Origin of the sequence: Streptomyces lasiicapitis (assembly GCF_014646335.1) — a bacterium.
GTDB classification, from domain to species: Bacteria; Actinomycetota; Actinomycetes; order Streptomycetales; family Streptomycetaceae; genus Streptomyces; species Streptomyces lasiicapitis.
Genome location: NZ_BMNG01000017.1, coordinates 24,955 through 44,966 on the forward strand (window position 1 = coordinate 24,955; position 20,012 = coordinate 44,966).

14 protein-coding genes are annotated in these 20,012 nt (G+C 72.6%); 9 read left to right on the forward strand and 5 right to left on the reverse strand.

Annotated features, from left to right (window positions below):
- Nucleotides 1-19 precede the first annotated feature (19 nt).
- From IEY91_RS32910 to IEY91_RS32940, 7 genes are all read left to right on the forward strand, one after another.
- Nucleotides 20-1,489, forward strand: coding sequence for a sodium:solute symporter family protein (locus tag IEY91_RS32910; RefSeq protein WP_189176795.1), 1,470 nt, complete (start codon nucleotides 20-22; stop codon nucleotides 1,487-1,489).
- A 292-nt stretch (nucleotides 1,490-1,781) separates the two neighbouring features.
- Nucleotides 1,782-2,783, forward strand: coding sequence for an agmatinase (speB, locus tag IEY91_RS32915; RefSeq protein WP_164324812.1), 1,002 nt, complete (start codon nucleotides 1,782-1,784; stop codon nucleotides 2,781-2,783).
- Between the two features lie 112 nt (nucleotides 2,784-2,895).
- Entirely contained in the window at nucleotides 2,896-4,581 is a 1,686-nt protein-coding gene (locus IEY91_RS32920) for a thiamine pyrophosphate-binding protein (protein WP_189176796.1), read from the forward strand.
- Nucleotides 4,582-4,680: 99 nt separating this feature from the next.
- Nucleotides 4,681-5,607 carry a serine hydrolase gene (locus tag IEY91_RS32925; protein ID WP_189176797.1) on the forward strand — a complete coding sequence of 309 codons (927 nt, stop codon included), beginning with the start codon at nucleotides 4,681-4,683 and terminating at the stop codon, nucleotides 5,605-5,607.
- A 185-nt stretch (nucleotides 5,608-5,792) separates the two neighbouring features.
- Nucleotides 5,793-9,536 carry an ABC transporter ATP-binding protein gene (locus IEY91_RS32930; RefSeq protein ID WP_189176798.1) on the forward strand — a complete coding sequence of 1,248 codons (3,744 nt, stop codon included), beginning with the start codon at nucleotides 5,793-5,795 and terminating at the stop codon, nucleotides 9,534-9,536.
- A 122-nt stretch (nucleotides 9,537-9,658) separates the two neighbouring features.
- Nucleotides 9,659-10,051, forward strand: a complete 393-nt coding sequence (locus IEY91_RS32935) for a hypothetical protein (protein WP_164324818.1) — start codon at nucleotides 9,659-9,661, stop codon at nucleotides 10,049-10,051.
- 184 nt (nucleotides 10,052-10,235) lie between these two features.
- Entirely contained in the window at nucleotides 10,236-11,684 is a 1,449-nt protein-coding gene (locus IEY91_RS32940) for a serine protease (RefSeq protein ID WP_189176799.1), read from the forward strand.
- A 234-nt stretch (nucleotides 11,685-11,918) separates the two neighbouring features.
- Here the strand turns inward: IEY91_RS32940 and IEY91_RS32945 are convergent, their stop codons facing one another.
- From IEY91_RS32945 to IEY91_RS32955, 3 genes are all read right to left on the reverse strand, one after another.
- Complete coding sequence (locus IEY91_RS32945) at nucleotides 11,919-12,518, reverse strand: hypothetical protein (RefSeq protein WP_189176800.1); 600 nt, start codon at nucleotides 12,516-12,518, stop codon at nucleotides 11,919-11,921.
- 141 nt (nucleotides 12,519-12,659) lie between these two features.
- On the reverse strand, nucleotides 12,660-14,450 hold the full coding sequence (locus tag IEY91_RS32950) for a glycoside hydrolase family 3 protein (protein WP_189176801.1): 1,791 nt from the start codon (nucleotides 14,448-14,450) through the stop codon (nucleotides 12,660-12,662).
- A 299-nt stretch (nucleotides 14,451-14,749) separates the two neighbouring features.
- Nucleotides 14,750-15,754: a LysR family transcriptional regulator gene (locus IEY91_RS32955; RefSeq protein WP_229697384.1), complete on the reverse strand. Its 1,005-nt coding sequence runs from the start codon at nucleotides 15,752-15,754 to the stop codon at nucleotides 14,750-14,752.
- A 150-nt stretch (nucleotides 15,755-15,904) separates the two neighbouring features.
- Here IEY91_RS32955 and IEY91_RS32960 point away from each other — a divergent pair, with 150 nt between their 5' ends.
- The gene (locus tag IEY91_RS32960) at nucleotides 15,905-16,891 is read left to right on the forward strand and encodes an EamA family transporter (RefSeq protein WP_189176802.1); all 987 of its coding nucleotides are present in this window, start codon (nucleotides 15,905-15,907) and stop codon (nucleotides 16,889-16,891) included.
- Entirely contained in the window at nucleotides 16,888-17,709 is an 822-nt protein-coding gene (locus IEY91_RS32965; protein ID WP_189176803.1) for a MerR family transcriptional regulator, read from the forward strand. The genes IEY91_RS32960 and IEY91_RS32965 overlap by 4 nt, the downstream gene beginning before the upstream one ends.
- A gap of 373 nt (nucleotides 17,710-18,082) precedes the next feature.
- Here IEY91_RS32965 and IEY91_RS32970 read toward each other — a convergent pair whose 3' ends face one another.
- Nucleotides 18,083-18,883, reverse strand: a complete 801-nt coding sequence (locus tag IEY91_RS32970; RefSeq protein WP_189176804.1) for a sugar phosphate isomerase/epimerase family protein — start codon at nucleotides 18,881-18,883, stop codon at nucleotides 18,083-18,085.
- Between the two features lie 126 nt (nucleotides 18,884-19,009).
- A complete protein-coding gene (locus IEY91_RS32975) occupies nucleotides 19,010-19,945 on the reverse strand; it encodes a bifunctional helix-turn-helix transcriptional regulator/GNAT family N-acetyltransferase (protein ID WP_189176805.1) in 936 nt (311 codons plus the stop codon).
- Nucleotides 19,946-20,012: the final 67 nt, after the last annotated feature.

Sequence of the window (20,012 nt, forward strand, 5' to 3'; positions counted from 1 at the left end):
GCGCAAGGAGGCCCCCACCATGGCCGTCGACTACACAGTGATCGTCGTCTATCTCGCCGGGATGCTGGCCATGGGCTGGTGGGGCATGCGCCGCGCCAAGTCCAAGAGCGAGTTCCTCGTCGCGGGGCGCCGCCTCGGTCCGTGGATGTACTCGGGCACGATGGCCGCGATCGTCCTCGGCGGCGCCTCCACCATCGGCGGCGTCGGCCTCGGCTACACCCACGGCCTGTCCGGCGCGTGGATGGTGTTCACCATCGGCCTCGGTCTGCTCGCCCTGTCGATCTTCTTCTCGGGCCGCATCGCCCGCCTGCGGGTCTACACGGTCTCCGAGATGCTCGACCTGCGCTACGGCGGCCGCGCGGGCGTCCTCTCCGGCGTCGTCATGTGGGCCTACACGCTGATGCTCGCGGTCACCTCGACCATCGCCTACGCCACCATCTTCGACGTCCTCTTCGACATGAACCGCACGCTCGCCATCGTCATCGGCGGCTCCATCGTCGTCGCGTACTCCACGCTCGGCGGCATGTGGTCCATCACGCTGACGGACATGGTGCAGTTCGTCGTCAAGACGGTCGGCGTGCTGCTCCTGCTCCTGCCCATCGCCGTCGTCAAGGCCGGCGGCTTCGGCGAGATGCGCGACAAGCTGCCCGACGAGTACTTCGCGCCGCTCGGCATCGGCGGCGAGACGATCTTCACGTACGTCCTGATCTATACGTTCGGCATGCTCATCGGGCAGGACATCTGGCAGCGCGTGTTCACCGCGCGCAGCGACAAGGTCGCGCGGTACGGGGGGACCGTCGCCGGTACGTACTGCCTCGTGTACGCCCTCGCCGGTGCTGTCATCGGGACCGCCGCCAAGGTCATGTACCCCAAGCTGCCCAGCGCGGACGCCGCCTTCGCCACCATCGTCAAGGACGAACTTCCCATGGGGGTACGGGGGTTGGTGCTCGCCGCCGCCCTTGCCGCCGTGATGTCCACCTCGTCCGGGGCGCTCATCGCCTGTGCGACCGTCGCCAACAACGACATCTGGGCGCGAGTGCGGGGCGCTGTGCGCGCGGGCGGTGACGCCTCCGACGAGCCGCACGACGAGGTGAAGGGCAACCGTCTCTTCATCCTCGTCATGGGCGTCGCCGTCATCTGTGTCGCCATCGCGCTCAACGACGTCGTGCAGGCGCTGACCGTCGCGTACAACCTGCTGGTGGGTGGGTTGCTCGTGCCCATTCTGGGTGGGTTGCTGTGGCGGCGGGGGACCGGGGCGGGGGCGTTGGCCGCCGTCGTGACCGGCGGTGGCTCTGTCATCGGGCTCATGTGGTGGTACGGCATTCTCGCCAACGAGCCGATCTACTACGGGCTGTTGACGTCGCTCGTGGTGTACGTGGCCGTGTCGCTGGCCACGCCGCCCACTGATGCGGTCGTGCTGGCCGCATGGCGTGAGCGGGTCGCTGGGCGCGAGGCCGAGGTGGCGCCGGAGGCTTCGGTGACCGCATGAGAAGTCCCCAAACCACCCCTTCCCAGAAACCATGGGGCTGCGCCCCCTGGACCCCCGCGGATCGCCGCTTCGCGGCTCGTCCTCAAACGCCGGACGGGCTAAAACCTTGCCGGTGCGGCTGGGGGTTTCAGCCCGTCCGGCGTTTGAGGACGAGGCCGTCCAGGCCGATACGGGGGTCTGGGGGCGGAGCCCCCAGTTACGGGAAGGGGCGGGCTTGGGGAGCCCCCGGCAGGGCCCGCCACCGCGCCACACTCGACCACGCAAGACATGCACCACCAGGAGGAACCCGACCATGACCAGCAGCAGCGTCCCGAACGAGCCCCGCGGCCCCGTGGACTCCTCGCGCGTCCCGCGCTACGCGGGCCCCGCCACGTACGCCCGGCTGCCCCGCCTCGACGAGGTGGGCAAGACGGACATCGCTGTCGTCGGCGTCCCCTTCGACACGGGTGTGTCGTACCGGCCGGGCGCCCGCTTCGGCGGCAACGCGATCAGGGAGGCGTCCCGCCTGCTGCGCCCGTACAACCCGGCCCAGGACGCCTCCCCCTTCGCCCTGGCCCAGGTCGCCGACGCGGGCGACATCGCCGCGAACCCGTTCAACATCCACGAGGCCGTGGAGACGATCGAGGCGGCGGCGGACGACCTCCTCGCCACCGGCGCCCGCATGATGACGCTGGGCGGCGACCACACGATCGCGCTGCCGCTGCTGCGGTCGATGGCGAAGAAGCACGGCCCGGTCGCGCTGCTGCACTTCGACGCGCACCTGGACACGTGGGACACGTACTTCGGGGCGGAGTACACGCACGGCACCCCGTTCCGCCGCGCGGTGGAGGAGGGCATCCTCGACACCGAGGCGCTCAGCCACGTCGGCACCCGCGGCCCGCTGTACGGCCGCCAGGACCTCACCGACGACGAGAAGATGGGCTTCGGCATCGTCACGTCGTCGGACATCTACCGCCGCGGCGCGGACGAGGTCGCCGACCAGCTCCGCCAGCGCATCGGCGACCGGCCGCTGTACATCTCCATCGACATCGACTGCCTCGACCCGGCGCACGCCCCGGGCACGGGCACGCCGGAGGCCGGCGGCATGACCTCCCGCGAGCTCCTGGAGATCCTGCGCGGCCTCGCCTCCTGCAACCTCGTCTCCGCCGACGTCGTGGAGGTCGCGCCCGCCTACGACCACGCCGAGATCACGGCCGTGGCCGCCTCCCACACCGCGTACGAACTGACGACGATCATGTCCCGGCAGATCGCCGCGAACCGCGCCGCCGCCGAGGACGACAAGACCGCGAAGTGACCCCGCGCCGCCGCCGGGCCGCCACTGGACCACGACGGTCCGCGGCGGCCCCGTGGCTCGCGCACGCCGGTGCGGGCGCCGCGCGCGGGCGCGCGACGGAAGGATGACCGACATGACCCATGACCACGACCTCGTGCTGCGGCCCACCGCCGCGCAGACGCACGCCGCGCTGAACCCCCCGCCGGGACGCAACGGCGGCGACCTCGTCGTCGAGACCCTGCAGGGCCTCGGCGCCACCACCGTGTTCGGCCTGCCCGGCCAGCACGCGCTCGGCATGTTCGACGCGCTGCGGCGCTCCTCGCTCTCGTACGTCGGACTGCGCGTCGAGAACAACACCGGCTTCGCCGCCGACGCGTACGGACGGATCACCGGCGAGGTCGCGCCGCTGCTCCTGTCCACGGGGCCCGGCGCGCTCACCTCGCTGGCCGCGCTCCAGGAGGCGGCCGCCGGGTCGTCGCCCGTGCTCGCCATCGGCAGCCAGATCCCGGTCGCCGGGCTCGGCGGCGGGCGCCACGGCTATCTGCACGAACTGCGCGACCAGCAGGCCTCGTTCAGGGACGTCGTGAAGTCCGTGCACACCGTGCGTACGCAGTCGCAGATCCCGTCCGCGATCGCCGCCGCCTGGGAGTCCGCGCTCACCGCGCCGCACGGCCCGGTGTGGGTGGAGATCCCGCAGGACGTGCTGCTCGCCGAGACCACGCTGCCCGTCGTCACGGCCGTCGACGCGACCCCCGACGAGATCGTGCCCCGGCCCGAACTCACCGCCGTGGCCGCCGACTTGCTGTCCCGGGCGGAGCGTCCCGCGATCATCGCGGGCGGCGGTGTCGTACGTTCCGACGCCTCGGGCAAGCTGCTCGCGCTCGCCGAGCGCCTGAACGCGCCCGTCGTCACCACCTTCGGCGGCAAAGGCGCCTTCCCCTGGGAGCACCCGCTGTCGCTGCGGTCCTGGCTGGAGGACCGGCACACCACCGACTTCCTGGAGGATGCCGACGTCCTGCTCGTCGTGGGCTCCGGCCTCGGTGAACTGTCGTCCAACTACCACACGTTCAAGCCGCGCGGCCGTGTCATCCAGATCGAGGCCGACCTCGGCAAGCTGGAGTCCAACCACCCGGCGCTCGGCATCCACGCCGACGCCAGGCTCGCCCTGTCCGCCCTCCTGGAGACGGCCGACGAGCGGCCCGACCCGGCGGCGCCGGAGCGGGTGCGCAGTGTCCTCGCGGCGGTCCGCGAGCGCATCGACGGCCAGGGGCTCACCCTCGAACAGGACGTGCTCGCCTCCGTGCGGGCCGCGCTGCCCGACGCCTCGCCGTCCTTCTGGGACATGACGATCCTGGCGTACTGGGCCTGGTCCGCCTTCGACGCGCGGCGGCCCAACACCATGCACTCCGCGCAGGGCGCGGGCGGCCTCGGCTACGGCTTCCCCGCCGCCCTCGGCGCGGCCGCCGCCGATCCCACGCGGCCCGTGCTCGCCGTGTCCGGCGACGGTGGCGCGATGTACTCGCTCGCGGAGCTGGCCACGGCGCGGCAGTACAACCTCGACGTGACCTGGCTGATCGTCGACGACGGCGGCTACGGGATCCTGCGCGAGTACATGGCGGACGCCTTCGGCGAGGCGACCGGCACCGAGCTGGCCCGGCCGGACTTCGTGGCGCTCGCGGAATCCTTCGGGGTGCCGGGCGTGCGGACCTCGCCGGAGCGGCTGCGGGACGACCTCGCGAAGGCGCTGGCCGAGCCGGGTCCTTCGGTCGTGGTGCTGCCCGCGCTGCTGCGGATGTTCGCGCCCACGCACCTGGGCTGAGGTTTTTTCGTTTTTCGTGCAACCTTTCACCCGGGCCGGTGAGTCATTGAGACGCGTGCGCTGGGGGCGCACGTATGTCCGACTACGGGGGGAACCTCCATGACTCACCGCATATCCCGGCGTGCCCGCTTCCTGAGCGCGGGGGCGGCCGCCGCCGTCCTCGTGCCCGTCGCGGGAGTGGCGGCCGCCACCCCGGCCGCCGCCGCGACGGCCCAGGTCAAGTGCACCTCGTCGGCCCAGCCCGAGCTGGCGAAGAAGCTGGCGAAGGACATCACGGCCGCCCTGAAGAACCGCAAGGGCACCATCGCCGTGGGCTTCTACGACAAGGCCACGAAGACCAACTGCACCCTGCGCGGCTCCACGTCGTTCGACTCGGCCAGCGTCGTCAAGGTGACCGTGCTCGCGGCCCTGCTGTGGGACGCCAAGAAGACGGACCGGTATCTGACGACGCGCGAGTCGAACCTCGCCACCGCCATGATCACCAAGTCGGACAACAACGCCACCACCACGCTGTGGCGGCAGCTCGGCGTCACCAAGATCAAGAAGTTCCTGGCCGCGGCCAAGATGACCAAGACCGTGCCGGGCTCCGGCGGCTACTGGGGCCTGACCCGCGTCAACGTCACCGACGAGCAGAAGCTGCTCTCCCTGATCACCGGCAAGAACGCCGTGCTCAGCGACAACGCGCGCGCCTACATCCTCAAGCTCATGAACAAGGTCGTCCGCGACCAGCGCTGGGGCACCCCGGCGGGCGCCCCCTCCGGCACCGCCATCCACGTCAAGAACGGCTGGCTGCCCCGCTCCACGCACGGCTGGCGCGTCCACAGCATCGGCGCCTTCAAGGGCCGCGGGCACGACTACACGATCTCCGTGCTCACCCACGGCAACAGCAGCATGAACTACGGCGTGGACACCATCCAGAAGGTCTCCAAGGCCATCCACAAGGACCTCACCCCCCTCACCCAGGCCCCCACCCGCTTCGCCCCGACGGACACCCCGAAGGAAGCAACGGTCCCCGCGCCCCAGTAGCCCCCCGGCGGCACCCGAGCGCCGGGCGGGAATCTAAGCCCGTCCGGCGTTTGAGGACGAGGGCCGAAGGCCCGAAAGGCAGGGGGAGAGGGGGCGCAGCCCCCATAGTTTTTGTTGCGGCGGGATGAAATCCGTAGACCACCGCGTTGGCGCTCTCGGCAGGTCAGGTCGACGGGAGGCAAACGGTGGCGGAGCAACGGGGCTGGTCGAAACGTCTGTGGGGCTATGCGTGGCGCTACCCCAAGGACGTCGTACTGGCGCTGGGCTCGTCCCTGGGCGGCATGGCCGTCATGGCCCTCGTCCCCCTGCTCACCAAGGTGATCATCGACGACGTCATCGGTGATCACAGCCGCTCGATGGGCCCCTGGGCCGCCGCCCTCATAGGCGCCGCGGTCCTGGTCTACGTCTTCACGTACATCCGCCGCTACTACGGCGGCCGCCTCGCCCTCGACGTGCAGCACGACCTGCGTACGGAGATGTACGACACGGTCACCCGCCTCGACGGCCGGCGGCAGGACGAGCTGTCCACCGGACAGGTCGTCGGCCGCGCCACCAGCGACCTCCAGCTCATCCAGGGCCTGCTCTTCATGCTGCCGATGACCATCGGCAACGTCCTGCTGTTCGTGATGTCCCTGGTGATCATGGCGTGGCTGTCGCTGCCGCTGACCCTGGTCGCCCTCGCCGTCGCCCCCGCCCTGCTCTGGATCGCCCGCCGCAGCCGCACCAAGCTGCACCCCGCCACCTGGTACGCGCAGGCGCAGGCCGCCGCCGTCGCGGGTGTCGTCGACGGTGCCGTCGGCGGCGTACGCGTGGTGAAGGGCTTCGGGCAGGAGGAGCAGGAGACCGGGAAGCTCCGCGAGGTCGGCCGCAGGCTCTTCGCGGGCCGCCTTCGCACCATCCGCCTGAACTCGCGCTACACCCCCGCCCTGCAGTCCGTGCCGATGCTCGGGCAGGTCGCGATGCTGGCGCTCGGCGGCTGGCTCGCGGTCAAGGGCGAGATCACGCTCGGTACGTTCGTGGCGTTCTCCACCTACCTCGCCCAGCTCGTCGGCCCGGTCCGCATGCTCGCCATGGTCCTGACCGTCGCCCAGCAGGCCCGCGCGGGCGTCGAGCGCGTCCTGGAGCTGATCGACACCGAGCCGACGATGAAGGACGGCACCAAGGAGCTGCCCGAGGACGCTCCGGCGACCGTCGAGTTCGACGACGTGTCGTTCGCGTACGACGAGGGGCGGCCGGTCCTCGACGGGCTGACCTTCGAGATCCGCCCCGGCGAGACCCTCGCCGTCGTCGGTTCCTCCGGCAGCGGCAAGTCGACGGTGTCGCTGCTGCTTCCCCGGTTCTACGACGTGACGCGCGGCGCCGTCCTCGTCGGCGGCCACGACGTGCGCGAGCTGACGCACGAGTCGCTGCGCGCCGCCATCGGCCTGGTCCCCGAGGACTCCTTCCTGTTCTCCGACACGGTCCGCGCCAACATCGCCTACGGCCACCCCGGCGCCACCGACGAGGAGATCGAGCGCGCCGCCCGCGCCGCCCAGGCCGACCGCTTCATCGCCGAGCTGCCCGAGGGCTACGACACCAAGGTCGGCGAGCACGGCCTGACCCTCTCCGGCGGCCAGCGCCAGCGCGTCGCCCTGGCCCGCGCCATCCTCACCGACCCGCGCCTGCTCGTCCTCGACGACGCCACCTCCGCCGTGGACGCCCGCGTCGAGCACGAGATCCACGAGGCCCTCAAGCACGTCATGGAGGGCCGCACGACCCTCCTCATCGCGCACCGCCGCTCCACCCTGAACCTCGCCGACCGCATCGCCGTCCTCGACGGCGGCCGCCTCGCCGACCTCGGCACCCACGAGGAGCTCGAGCGCCGCTCGGCGCTGTACCGGCGCCTGCTCACCGACCCCGACGAGCTGGGCGGCGTCTCGCCCGGCCACATCGAGCAGGCCCCGGCCGCCGAGGCCGTCGAGGACACCTCCGTACGCGACGAGCTGGACGCCGAGTTCGACGCCGAGCGCGGCATCACCCCGCGCCTGTGGAGCGGTGACCGTGAGCCCAAGGACATCGCCCTCGCCGGGACCCCGGCCACGCCCGAACTCCTCGCCCAGGTCGACGCGCTGCCGCCCGCCGTCGACAAGCCCGCCATCGACGAGGCGCGGGCCGTCACCCCCGAGGAGTCGTACGGCCTTCGCAGGCTGCTGCGCGGCTTCGGCGCGCCCCTCCTGGTGAGCCTGTCGCTCGTCGCCGTCGACGCCGGGGTGGGCCTGCTCCTGCCGGTCCTCATCCGGCACGGCATCGACGAGGGCGTCACGCAGACCGCGCTCGGCGCCGTGTGGGCCGCGTCCGCGCTCGCGCTCGTCGCCGTCGTCGTGCAGTGGGCGGCCCAGACCGGCGAGATCCGCAAGACGGGACGCACCGGCGAACGCGTCCTCTACGCCCTGCGCCTGAAGATCTTCGCGCAGCTCCAGCGGCTCGGCCTCGACTACTACGAGCGGGAACTCACCGGGCGCATCATGACCCGGATGACCACGGACGTGGACGCCCTTTCCACGTTCCTGCAGACCGGCCTGGTCACCGCCTTCGTCTCCGTCGTCACCTTCTTCGGCATCATGGTCGCGCTCCTCGTCATCGACGTGCAGCTCGCCCTCGTCGTCTTCGCGACGCTGCCGCTGCTCGTCGTCGGCACGTTCTTCTTCCGCAGGTCCAGCGTGAAGGCGTACGAGCTGGCGCGGGAACGCGTGTCGGTGGTCAACGCCGACCTCCAGGAGATGGTGTCGGGGCTGCGGATCGTGCAGGCCTTCCGGCGCGAGGGGACGGGCAACGAGCGGTTCGCGGCGCGCAGCACGGAGTACCGCGCGGCCCGCATCCGCGGCCAGTGGCTGATCTCCGTGTACTTCCCGTTCGTGCAGTTCCTGTCGTCGGTGGCCGTGGTGGCCGTCCTGATCGTCGGCGCGAACCGGGTCGACGCGGGCACGCTCACGACCGGCGCGCTCGTCGCGTACCTCCTGTACATCGACCTGTTCTTCGCCCCCGTCCAGCAGCTCTCCCAGGTCTTCGACGGCTACCAGCAGGCGACCGTCTCCCTCGGCCGCATCCAGGAGCTGCTCCAGGAGCCGACGTCCACGAAGTCCGCGGACGAGCCGCTCGAAGTGCTTTCGCTGCGCGGGGAGATCGCGTTCGAGGACGTCGACTTCGGGTACGGCTCCGCGGATGCCGCCGACGGCACGGAGGACGTGGCGGCCAAGGAGGCCGCGCTGAGCGGGGTGCGGCTCCGCATCCCCGAGGGCCAGACCGTCGCCTTCGTCGGGGAGACCGGCGCGGGCAAGTCCACGCTCGTCAAGCTCGTGGCCCGGTTCTACGACCCGACGTCAGGGCGCGTCACCGTCGACGGCACCGATCTGCGCTCCCTGGACCTCACCTCGTACCGCCACCGCCTCGGTGTCGTGCCGCAGGAGGCGTACCTGTTCGCGGGCACGATCCGCGACGCCGTCGCCTACGGCCGGCCCGACGCCACCGACGCGCAGGTCGAGGCGGCCGCGCGGGCCGTCGGCGCGCACGAGATGATCGCCACCCTCGACGGCGGCTATCTGCACGAGGTCTCCGAGCGCGGCCGCAACCTCTCCGCGGGACAGCGCCAGCTCATCGCCCTGGCCCGCGCCGAGCTGGTCGACCCCGACATCCTGCTCCTCGACGAGGCCACCGCCGCCCTCGACCTCGCCACCGAGGCCCAGGTCAACCAGGCCACCGACCGCATCGCGGGCAAGCGCACGACCCTCGTCGTCGCCCACCGCCTCACCACGGCCGCACGCGCGGACCGCGTGATCGTGATGGACCACGGGCGGGTCGCCGAGGACGGCACCCACGAGGAGCTGCTCGCGCGGGACGGGCGGTACGCGGAGCTGTGGCGGACGTTCGTGGGGGAGCCGGTGGGGGCCTGACCCGGCCTGACCCGGCAGTTTTCGCGCACGCAGAAGTGGTAGGTCGAGTTCCGCAACCGCCGGGTGTCCGTCCGGCGTCCGTACGTCAGTACGCTGATGCGGGGGTGTCGGGAGGGGCAGACGTGAGTACTGGTCGGATTCGGCGGGGCCTGGCCGCAGGTGCCGTCACGCTGGCGGGCGCCGTGCTGTTGGCGCTCGCGGGACCGGGTGTCGGCAGCGCCGCCGCCGCGGCGCCGTGCCCCGGCCACAAGGTCCGCACCCTGGGCTTCAGCACCGGCAAGGTCGTCCTCTACAAGAAGCGCGGCTACGTCTGCGCCGTGACGTACTCGAAGACCCCCGGCGCCCGCAAGTCGATGTCGGTCAGCGTCCAGGCGCGCGGCAGCCGCCCCGTACGGGACAAGGGCAACTTCACGCGGCTCGCGGGCCCGGTGAAGGTGCACTCCGGACACCGCTGCGTGTGGGTGAAGGGGTCCGTGGGGCGGGGGAGCGTCAGCACGGGCTGGATCCTCTGCTGAACGCCGGGCGCTGTGCCTGAACGGTGAGCCCCGGACCGAGCCAGACCCCTTCTCGTCCGCTGAGCGGAGACCCTCGTCCTGTCAGTGAATTTCCCTGAGTCCCATATGTCCTCAATCTGCCCTGGTGTGCGCGGAGTTGCTCGGTTAGGTTCCGGGGAATCGCTGCGCCGACAGGGGAGGATGCATGCGTAAGACCCTCAGATGGGTGCTTTCGTTCACGGTGCTCATAGGCACCGTTGGCTTCACCGGAGTCACGGCCACGGCGGCCACCGACGCCGCGCCGCAGGACACCGCACAGCAGGACAGTGCGAGCAAGGACATCAAGGACCGGCTCCTCGCCATCAAGGGCATGAGCCTCATCGAGGAGAAGCCGTACGACGGCTACCGCTTCTTCGTCCTCAACTACACCCAGCCGGTCGACCACCGGCACCCGTCCAAGGGCACGTTCAAGCAGCGCATCACCGTGCTGCACAAGGACACCGACCGCCCCACCGTGTTCTCGACCTCGGGCTACGGCCTGAACACGAACCCGGGCCGCGCGGAGCCGACGCGCATCGTCGACGGCAACCAGGTCGCCATGGAGTACCGCTTCTTCACTCCCTCGCGCCCCGCCCCCGCCGACTGGTCCAAGCTCGACATCTGGCAGGCCGCGAGCGACCAGCACCGCATCTTCAAGGCCCTCAAGCCGATCTACGGCAAGAAGTGGCTGTCCACGGGCGCCTCCAAGGGCGGCATGACCGCCACCTACTTCGAGCGCTTCTACCCGCGTGACATGGACGGCGTCGTCGCCTACGTCGCGCCGAACGACGTCAACAACCGCGAGGACGCGGCGTACGACCGCTTCTTCGAGAACGTCGGCACCAAGGAGTGCCGCAGCAAGATCGAGGCCGTGCAGCGGCAGGCGCTGCTGCGCCGCGCCCCGATGGAGAAGCTGTACGCCAAGTACGCCGCCGACAACGGCTACACCTTCAAGACGATCGGCAACCTCGACAAGGCCTTCGAGGCCGTCGTGCTCGACGTGAACTGGGGCTTCTGGCAGTACCAGCAGTCCGCCACCGCCTGCGGGCAGGTGCCGGCCGCCAAGACCGCCACCGACCAGGCGCTGTTCGACTGGATCGACGAGGTCGGCGGCTGGTCGTCCTACAGCGACCAGGGCCTTGAGCCCTACACGCCGTACTACTACCAGGCCGGTACGCAGCTCGGTTCGCCCGACATCAAGCAGCCCTGGATCGCCGATCTGAGCCGCTACGGGTACCAGCCGCCGCGGAACTTCGTCCCGCGCGACATCTCCATGAAGTTCCAGAAGCACGCCATGAAGGACGTCGACCGGTGGGTGCGGAACAACTCCCACCGGATGCTGTTCGTCTACGGCGCGAACGACCCGTGGGGCGCCGAGCCGTTCCGCCCCGCGCGCGGGGCCAAGCACGACTCGTACGTCATGACCGCGCCCGGTGCGAACCACGGCGCCAACGTCGCCGGGCTCGTCGGTGACGACAAGGCCAAGGCCACCGCGCGGATCCTCGCCTGGGCCGGCGTGCCTGCCGCTGAGGCCGCGGAGGCGAAGCCGCTGGCGTCGTACGACTCCAAGCTGGACCGGCAGGACCGGAACCGCCACAACACCCTGAGGCCGTAGGCCTCGCGGGGCGCCCCAGTCCCGCCCCTTTCCCGAAACTGGGGGCTCTGCCCCCAGACCCCCGCTCCTCAAACGCCGGAGGGGCTGGATTTTTCAGCCCGTCGAGGGGGTCCCCCCTGCTCTTTAAGAGCTTGGGGGAGTTTGAGGACGAGGCGCGGAGCGCCGATCGGGGGTCCAGGGGGCGGAGCCCCCTGGTTACGGGAAGGGGCGGGACTGGGGCGCCCCCCGGCAGGGTCACACCCGCACCGCACACCCCACCGCCCGCGCCCCGCCCAACGTCACGTACAGATCCGTCCCCGCCGGGCACAGCGCGCGCTCCGCGGCGGACGCGGTCACCCGATACTCCGGGCCCCGGCGGCCCGAGCCGTCGCAGGCGGTCTCCCGCACCTCCCCCCGCCCCACCCCGTACACACAGTCCCCCACCACGGTCCGAGGCCCTCCACCAGCCCCGGGATCCCCGGGATGCGGCGCTTCGAGATTGCGCATGCAGGCGTACCCCCGCGGCACACTGACGTGGAGGATGAAGTCGCTGCGCGCGGGGCACAGGGGCCCGTCCCCGCTGAGCCCGCCGTGCCGGGCGATGACGCGCGCGGCGGCCCGCTCGCTCCCGCACGGCACCTCCGTGAAGAACTCCCGCCCCCAGGAGCTGCATTCGCCCGCCCCGAGGAACACTGCCCCGGCGCCGGAGGAGGCCGCGGACCCGGCGGGCGTGGTGCCACCTTCCGGCCCCGCACGACCGGAGCCGCCCGGCAGTTGACACCCCGCGAGCGTCAGCGTCAGCACGACGGCGAGCAGTCCGCTCCCGCACGCGAACCCCGCCTTCGACACCCGCATGGGCCGACCCCCCGACCCCCCGGCACGTACACCAGGGGCACCCAGAGTGACCCCGGCGGCGGGCGCACGCCAGGTGCTCCGGGGGCTTTGCGCACCTTGGACCGGGCGGCCGGGGCGGGACGCGTACGCCGGGTACGCCCGTCAGTCGGCGGCGGCGTAGGGCTCGTACGAGAGTCCGTAGCCGATGGGGTACAGCACCTGCCCGGGGTCGTCCGGGCTCGGCACCGGCACGGGCAGGCGGCCCGCCGGGCGGGCGCGACCGGCGAGGACGCGGGCGGCGGCTCGGAGTTCGACGTCCGTCCAGGAGTACGCGGCGAGCGCGGCGGATACGCCGGGCAGCCGGGTCACGTCGTGCGGGGTACGGACGGACACCGTGATGACGGGTGGACCGTCCGAGGCCGTGAGCGCCGTGAGCGCGGTGACGAGTGCGTGCTGGCGGTCGCCGTCCGTGACGTCGTACGTCGTGACGATCACGGCGTCGATCCCGGAGGCCGCCTCGGCGAGGGCCTTCTCGACGGTCTCCGGGGACGGCTCGGTGCCGGTGCTCAACGCCGTTGCCGTGAAGCCGAGTTCGGTGAGGGCGGCGGCGAGGACGGTGGTCGGCGGTCCGGTGGTGCCGGACGGCGAGACCGGGTCGGCGCCGAGTACCAGGACGCGGCCGTGCGCGGCGGGGGACAGCGGGAGCAGGCCGCCATCGTTGCGCAGCAGGGTCGTGGTGCGCTCGGCGATGCGGTCGGCGGCGGCGAGGTGGGCGGCGCTGCCGACGGTGGCGTCGACGTCGTCGGGGGTCGTGAACGCCCGCTCGAACAGGCCGAGTTCGCGCTTCAGTCGGAGGATGCGGAGCACCGACTCGTCGATGCGGGCCTCGGTGAGTTCGCCCTCGCGGACGGCCTGGAGGACCGCGTTCCAGGCGAGTTCGGGCTGCGGCGGGTGCAGGAGCTGGTCGACGCCCGCCTTGATCGCGAGTACGGCGACGCGGTCGTCGCCGTACTTGGTGCGCACACCCTGCATGGAGAGGGAGTCGGTCACGATCACGCCCTGGTGGCCGAGCTGTTCGCGCAGGATGCCGGTGACGATGGGGTACGAGAGCGTGGCGGGGTCGAGCGCCGGGTCCAGGGCGGGCACGACGATGTGCGCGGTCATCACGACGTCCACGCCGGCGGCGAGGGCGGCGCGGAACGGCGGGGCGTCCAGTTCCTCCCACTGCTCGCGGGTGTGGTGGATGTGCGGCAGCGCGGAGTGGCTGTCGGTCTCGGTGTCGCCGTGGCCGGGGAAGTGCTTGGCGGCGGGGGCGATGCCCGCGTCGCGGAAGCCCTCGATCTGCGCGGTCACGAACGCGGACACGGCGTCCGGGGCCGCGCCGAAGGAACGTACGCCGATGACCGGGTTGGCCGGGTTCACGTTGACGTCGGCGGACGGCGCGTAGTTCTGGAACACGCCCATCGCGCGCAGTTCGACGCCCGCGATGCGGGCCGCCTCGCGGACGTCGTCGGCCGAGCCGCCCGCGCCGAGCGCCATCGCGCCCGGCAGCAGCGTGGCGGGCGCGCCGACGCGGGCCACGATGCCGTGCTCCTGGTCGATGGTGAGAAGGAGCGGGATGCCGTGCGGCCCGTCGTGGGCCACCCGCTGCACGTCGTCGGAGAGCGTGGCGAGCTGGTGCGGGTCGCGGGTGTTGTGGGCCCAGCCGAAGTAGATGAGCCCGCCGGGGCGGTACTTGGCGACGGCGTCCGCGGCGGTGCGCACGCCGAGCTCCCGCTCGTTCAGTTCGACGTCGGCCGGGTCGGGGGCGGTGGCGTGGTGGCCGTAGACATGCAGGACGAGGAGCTGGCCGACCTTCTCCTCGAGGGTCATGCGGGAGAGGAGGGCGTCGAGGTCGGCGTCGGTGGGGCCGCTGGGGGTGCTGTGGGTGGTGCTTTGGGAGTCGTGAGGCACTTGCCACGGATATCCCGTGGGGTGCGGTGGGTCAAGGTCCGGGCGGCACCGGGCTGCCGTGAAGGCCCGCCATCCGTGCTGAGGGGCCGCCACCGGCGCTCTGGAGGGGGGCGCACCGGTGGCGGCGTGCTGCCGGCCGCGGGCGGCGGAGAGGGTGGTCAGCGTTCGCAGCCAGCAGCGATGCCGACACCGCCTCGCGGAGACTCCCCGGCAGCGTGCCTGTTGGACGGGCCGGCCCTCCTCAGGGTTCCCGAACGGGCCCTGATGACGGGAAGTTGGTGCAGGTGGGGGCCATGGGGTCAGCTCATGAGGGGAGGCGGTCCGGCGGCCGCGCCGACGGGCTTGTCGGCAGTTGCGGTGACGGCGGTGTCGGCGGCCGGGGTGACGGTCGTGTCGTCGGCCGCGGTGACCGTGTCCCACGTCTCGCGCAGCACCCGCACCGCCTCCGCGATCGCCGGGCGCCGTGCCGCCCCCGTCCGCCACACCGCGTACAGCCTGCGCGCGGGCAGCGGGTCGAGCTGGACCGCCACCACCCCGGCCGGGAGCGGGCCGCGGCCGAGGCGGGGGAGCAGGGCGATGCCGAGACCGGCCGCGACCAGGGCGATCAGGGTCGGGTTCTCCTCGGCCTGGTGGACGATGTCCGGCTCGCAGCCGGCGGCCCGCATCGTACGCACCAGCCAGTCGTGGCACACCCGCCCCGGAGGCTGCGAGATCCACCGCTCGTCGCGCAGCTCCGCGCGCCGCACCGACTTCCGCCCGGCGAGCCGGTGCCCCGCCGGGACCAGCAGATCGCACAAGTCCTCGCCGATCACGGCCTGTTCGACGCCGGGCGGCGCGGGCAGCGGCGCGATGTCCCAGTCGTGCGCGACGGCCAGGTCCGCCGCGCCCTTGGCGACGAGGTCCACCGACAGATGCGGTTCAACCTCCGTCAGGCGCGCGTCCAGGGCCGGGTGGCGGCGCGCCAGCTCGGCGAGCGTCCCGGGAAGCAGCCCGCGCGCCGCCGACGCGAACGCCACGACGGTCAGGCGCCCGGCCGGGACCCCGCGCCGCTCCTCCAGGTCCGTCTCGGCGCGCTCGACGATCGCCAGCAACTCCCGTGCCGCGTCGGCCAGTCGTACCGCCTCGTCGGTGAGGGCCACGCCCCGGCCCTGCCGTTCGAGCAGCTTCGTACGTGTCTCCCGCTCCAGCTTGGCGATCTGCTGGGACACGGCGGACGGCGTGTAGCCGAGGGCGTCCGCGGCGGCGCCGACGGTGCCGTGGACGGCCACGGCGTGCAGGGCGCGCAGGCGCGCGAGGTCCAGCATGGGGGCCACCAAGTCTCGTCGTCCGTGAGGTGCCGCGGCGGTCTCGTCGTTCTTGACGTTTCGCAGCGCCCCATTCATTAGCGGTGCTTCAGCCAATCATGAAGAAATTCGTGCTGGTGCTGAACGCTCCCGGCGCGTGATCCTCGACGCATGCGCCCCTCCCACATCTGCCTCGCCGTCCTCGTCGCCGCCGTCTGGGGCGTGAACTTCGTCGTCATCGAGGTGGGCCTCGGCCACTTCCCGCCGCTGCTGTTCTCGGCCCTGCGCTTCCTCGTCGCCGCGCTGCCCGCGGTGTTCTTCGTCGGCCGCCCGAAGGTCGCCTGGAAGTGGCTCCTCGGGGTGGGGCTCGTGCTCGGCGTCGCCAAGTTCGGGCTGCTGTTCATAGGCATGGACGCGGGCATGCCGGCGGGCCTGTCGTCGCTCGTCCTCCAGATCCAGGCGGTGTTCACGGCCGTCGTCGCCTTCGCCGTGCTCGGTGAACGCCCGGCGCGGGTACGGGTGGTGGGCATGGCGGTCGCACTCGCGGGCATCGGCGTCGCGGCCGTCCACGAGGGCGCGTCCGGACCGCTCACGGCCTTCGGCCTGACCGTCGCGGCCGCCGCCTGCTGGGGCGTGTCCAACGTCCTCACCCGCAAGGCGTCCCCGCCCGACGCGCTGAACTTCATGGTGTGGGTGAGCACCGTCCCGGTCCTGCCCCTGCTCGCCCTCTCGCTCCTCTTCGAGGGTCCCTCGCGCGACCTCGAAGCGCTGCGCGGACTCGACTGGCAGGGCGTCGGGATCATCGTCTACGTCGCGTGGATCACGACGGTGTTCGGCTTCGGCGCCTGGGGCTACCTGCTGCGCCGCCACCCGGCGTCCACGGTCGCCCCGTTCTCGCTCCTGGTGCCGGTGTTCGGCATGTCGTCGGCGGCGCTGTTCCTGGGGGAGTCGGTGGGGGCGTTCCAGTGGTGCGCGGCGGCGTTGCTGGTGGGCGGGGTGGCGGTGGCTTCGCTGCCGGGGAGGTCTTCGGGGGAGCCTTCAGGGAAGCCGAGGAGTCCTCGGGGGGAGCCGTCGGCCGCGCCCGCCCCGTCCGTCCCGGCCGACTCGGCGACGTACGCTGACGAGGTGACCGCCCTGGAACCCGCGCCCCGCGCATGACGCCCCGCACGACCCCGGGCGGCGCGAAGGCGCTGCGCCCCGTCGACCTGGCCCGGATGGCGGGCGTCTCCACCCAGCTCGTACGCGACTACGCGGACGCGGGAATCCTGCCGCCCACCCCGCGCACCCCCTCCGGCTACCGCCGCTTCGCCCCCGTGCACGGCCGCGCCCTGCTGGCGTACCGGGCGCTGGCGCGGGGGTTCGGCCCGGAGACGGCACGGGCGGTGATGCGGGCGGTGCACGCGGGCGACGTACCCGAGGCACTGACGCTGATCGACGCGGCGCACGCGGAGTTGCATGCGCTGCGGGAGGCGCTGCGGGCGACGGGGGCGGCGCTGGAGGCGGTGGCGAGCGAGGAGCCCGGAGCCTCCGGGGCCCACGGCGCCTCCGCGGCCCCTGCCGCCCCGCCGCCCCGCGCGCCCCTGACCGTCGGTGAGGTCGCCGCCCGCGTCGGTGTGCGCGCCTCGGCGCTGCGGGTGTGGGAGTCGGCGGGCCTGCTCGCGCCCGCGCGGGAGCGGGGCACCGGGTACCGCAGCTACGGCGCGGCGGACGTCCGCGACGCCCGCATGATCACGATGCTCCGCCAGGCCGGGTACCCCCTGCCCGCCATCCGCCCGGTCCTCGACGGCCTCCGCGAGACGGGCAGCAGCGAGGCGCTGCGCGCGGCGCTGGCCCAGCGGCAGACCGAGCTGACGCGACGGTCGCGGGCGATGCTGGAGGGGGCGGGGTTGTTGCACGGGTATGTGGCGGAGGTGGGAGAGGCGGGAGAGGCGGCGGAGGCGGCCGAGGAGGACGCGGGCGCGGTGGCGGGGACCTGACGGGGCGGACCAGTGCGGCGGGGGACTTGCGGGCGCCCCTTGCCCACAGGCTGTCGCGGACTCACAGGGCGGCGCGCCCACGCGCGGGCTTCCGGCCCGCCCGAGGCGGATGTCAGCGGCCCGCGGGCTTCCCGCACCGCAGCGGGCCTCCGGCCTGCGCCCTCACGCGGACTCCGCAGCGGTCGTGCCGGCGCACACTTCCGAGCGGCCGTGCTCAGGCCGACTGCGTCAGCGGTCGTGCTGGCGCGCACTTCTGAGCGGCCGCGCCCACGCCGACTGCGTCAGCGGTCGTGCTCGCGCGCACTCCCGAGCGGCCGCGCCCACGCCGACCCCGCAGCGGCTGCGCGCACGCCCGCTCCGTCAGCAACCGCGCTCACGCCGACTCCGTGAGCAACCGCGCCAGCAACTCCCGCCCCGCACCCAGCAGTTCGGGAAACGGCGCCGCGTCCTCGTACCACCGCTTCTCGTACTCCCAGCAGAGCCAGCCGTCCCAGCCCTTGCGGCTGAGGAGTTCGACGCACTCGGCGAGCGGCAGGACCCCGGCGCCGAGGGGCAGCGGTGTGGTGTCCTCGGCGCTCGCGATGTCCTTGACCTGGACGTAGCCGAGGAACGGGGCGAGCGCGGCGTAGCTGTCGGCGACCTGCTCCCCGCCGAGCCAGGTGTGCATGACGTCCCACAGGGCACCGGCGTGCCGGTGGCCGACGGTGCCGAGGACGCGGGCGGCGGCGGCGCCGGTGCGGTGCGAGTCGTGGGTCTCCAGGAGGAGGCGGACGCCGACGTCGGCGGCGTACTCCGCGGCGGTGCCGAGGCGCCGCGCGGCCGTCGCGTCGGCGTCGGCCTCGCTCTGCTCCGTACCGCCGCCGGGGAAGACGCGTACGAACGGGGCGCCCAGGTCGCGGGCCAGGTCGAGCAGGCCCCGCATCTCCTCCAGGACGGGTGCGTCGTCGCCGGGCGCGGCGACGCGGGCGTACCCGGAGATGCCGACGACGGCGACGCCCGCCCCCTTGAACTCGGCGGCCACGTCGGCCCGTTCGGTGAGTCCGAGGCCCGGGTGGACGGGCTCTTCGGGGTGGGCGCGCAGCTCGACGCCGTGGTAGCCGTGCGTGCCGGCCAGGCGCAGCACGTCCGGGAGGGGGAGGCCGGGTACACCGAGCGTGGAGAAGGCGAGTTTCATGGGCGGGACCCTATCCGCGAAGGGGCGGCGGAAACCCCCGCGCGGGCCGTGCGGCGGCGGAATCCGCACGTACGCCGCTCAGCGGCCGAAACCGCACGTACGCCGCTCAGCCGCCGACGCCGGGTCTCACTCCCCGCCCTGCAGCGAGAGCCGCCAGTCCTGCCCCACCAGATCCGCGCCGAACGACCGATGGGCCTTCTCCGCCACGAGGACGAACCCGTGCCGCTGGTAGATCGAACGGGCCGACGCAAGCACGTCGTTGGTCCACAGCACCAGCTCCCGGTACCCGACCCCTCGGGCGAACTCCACCACCGCGGTCACCAGCCTGTCCCCGATGCCGAGCCCGCGTGCCTCCGGCTCGACGAGGAGCAGCCGCAGCCGCGCCGCGCCCGGAGCCTCGTCGCGTACGCACATCACGCACCCGACGGGTCGCCCGTCCAGCTCGGCGATCCACACCCGCTCCAGGTAGGGATCGTGGTCCTGGGCGAACTCGGCGACGATGCGGGCGACCAGGCCTTCGTAGTCGGTGTTCCACCCGAACTCGGCGGCGTACAGCGCGCCGTTGCGCTGCACGATCCAGCCGAGCTCGCCCGCCCTCGGCTCGCGCAGCAGCACGTCGTCGGCGCGCGGCGGGCGGCGGGCGCCGTCCGAGAGGATGCCGCGGACGGTCGCCATGGCCGCCGTGAGCCGCTCCCTCTCGGCGGCTGGAACCGTCGCGAGCAGCGAGCCGACCGCCTCCCGTGACCGCTCGTCGAGCAGCTCGGCGGCGCCACGCCCGCGCGCGGTGAGCGTGACGTGCCGCCGCCGGGTGTCCCGCTCGGACGGCGCCCGCTCGACAAGGCCGTCCTCCTCGAACTTGGCGAGGATCCGACTCAAGTATCCGGCGTCCAGGGAGAGTTCACCCCGAAGGTCGGCGACATCGGTACGGGGCGAGTGGGCCAGCTCGTACAGCACCCGGGACTCGGTGAGGGTGTAGGGCGCGTACAGATGGCGGCTGTAGTCCAGCGCGCCGATGAGGTTGGTGTAGAAGCGGTTGAAGGACCGGATCTCCTGCACGCTCATGGCGCACCACCTGGCCGTTCGCTGTGGCGGCGGCCTGACTACCGGTCGCCGATACTTGACTGAGTCA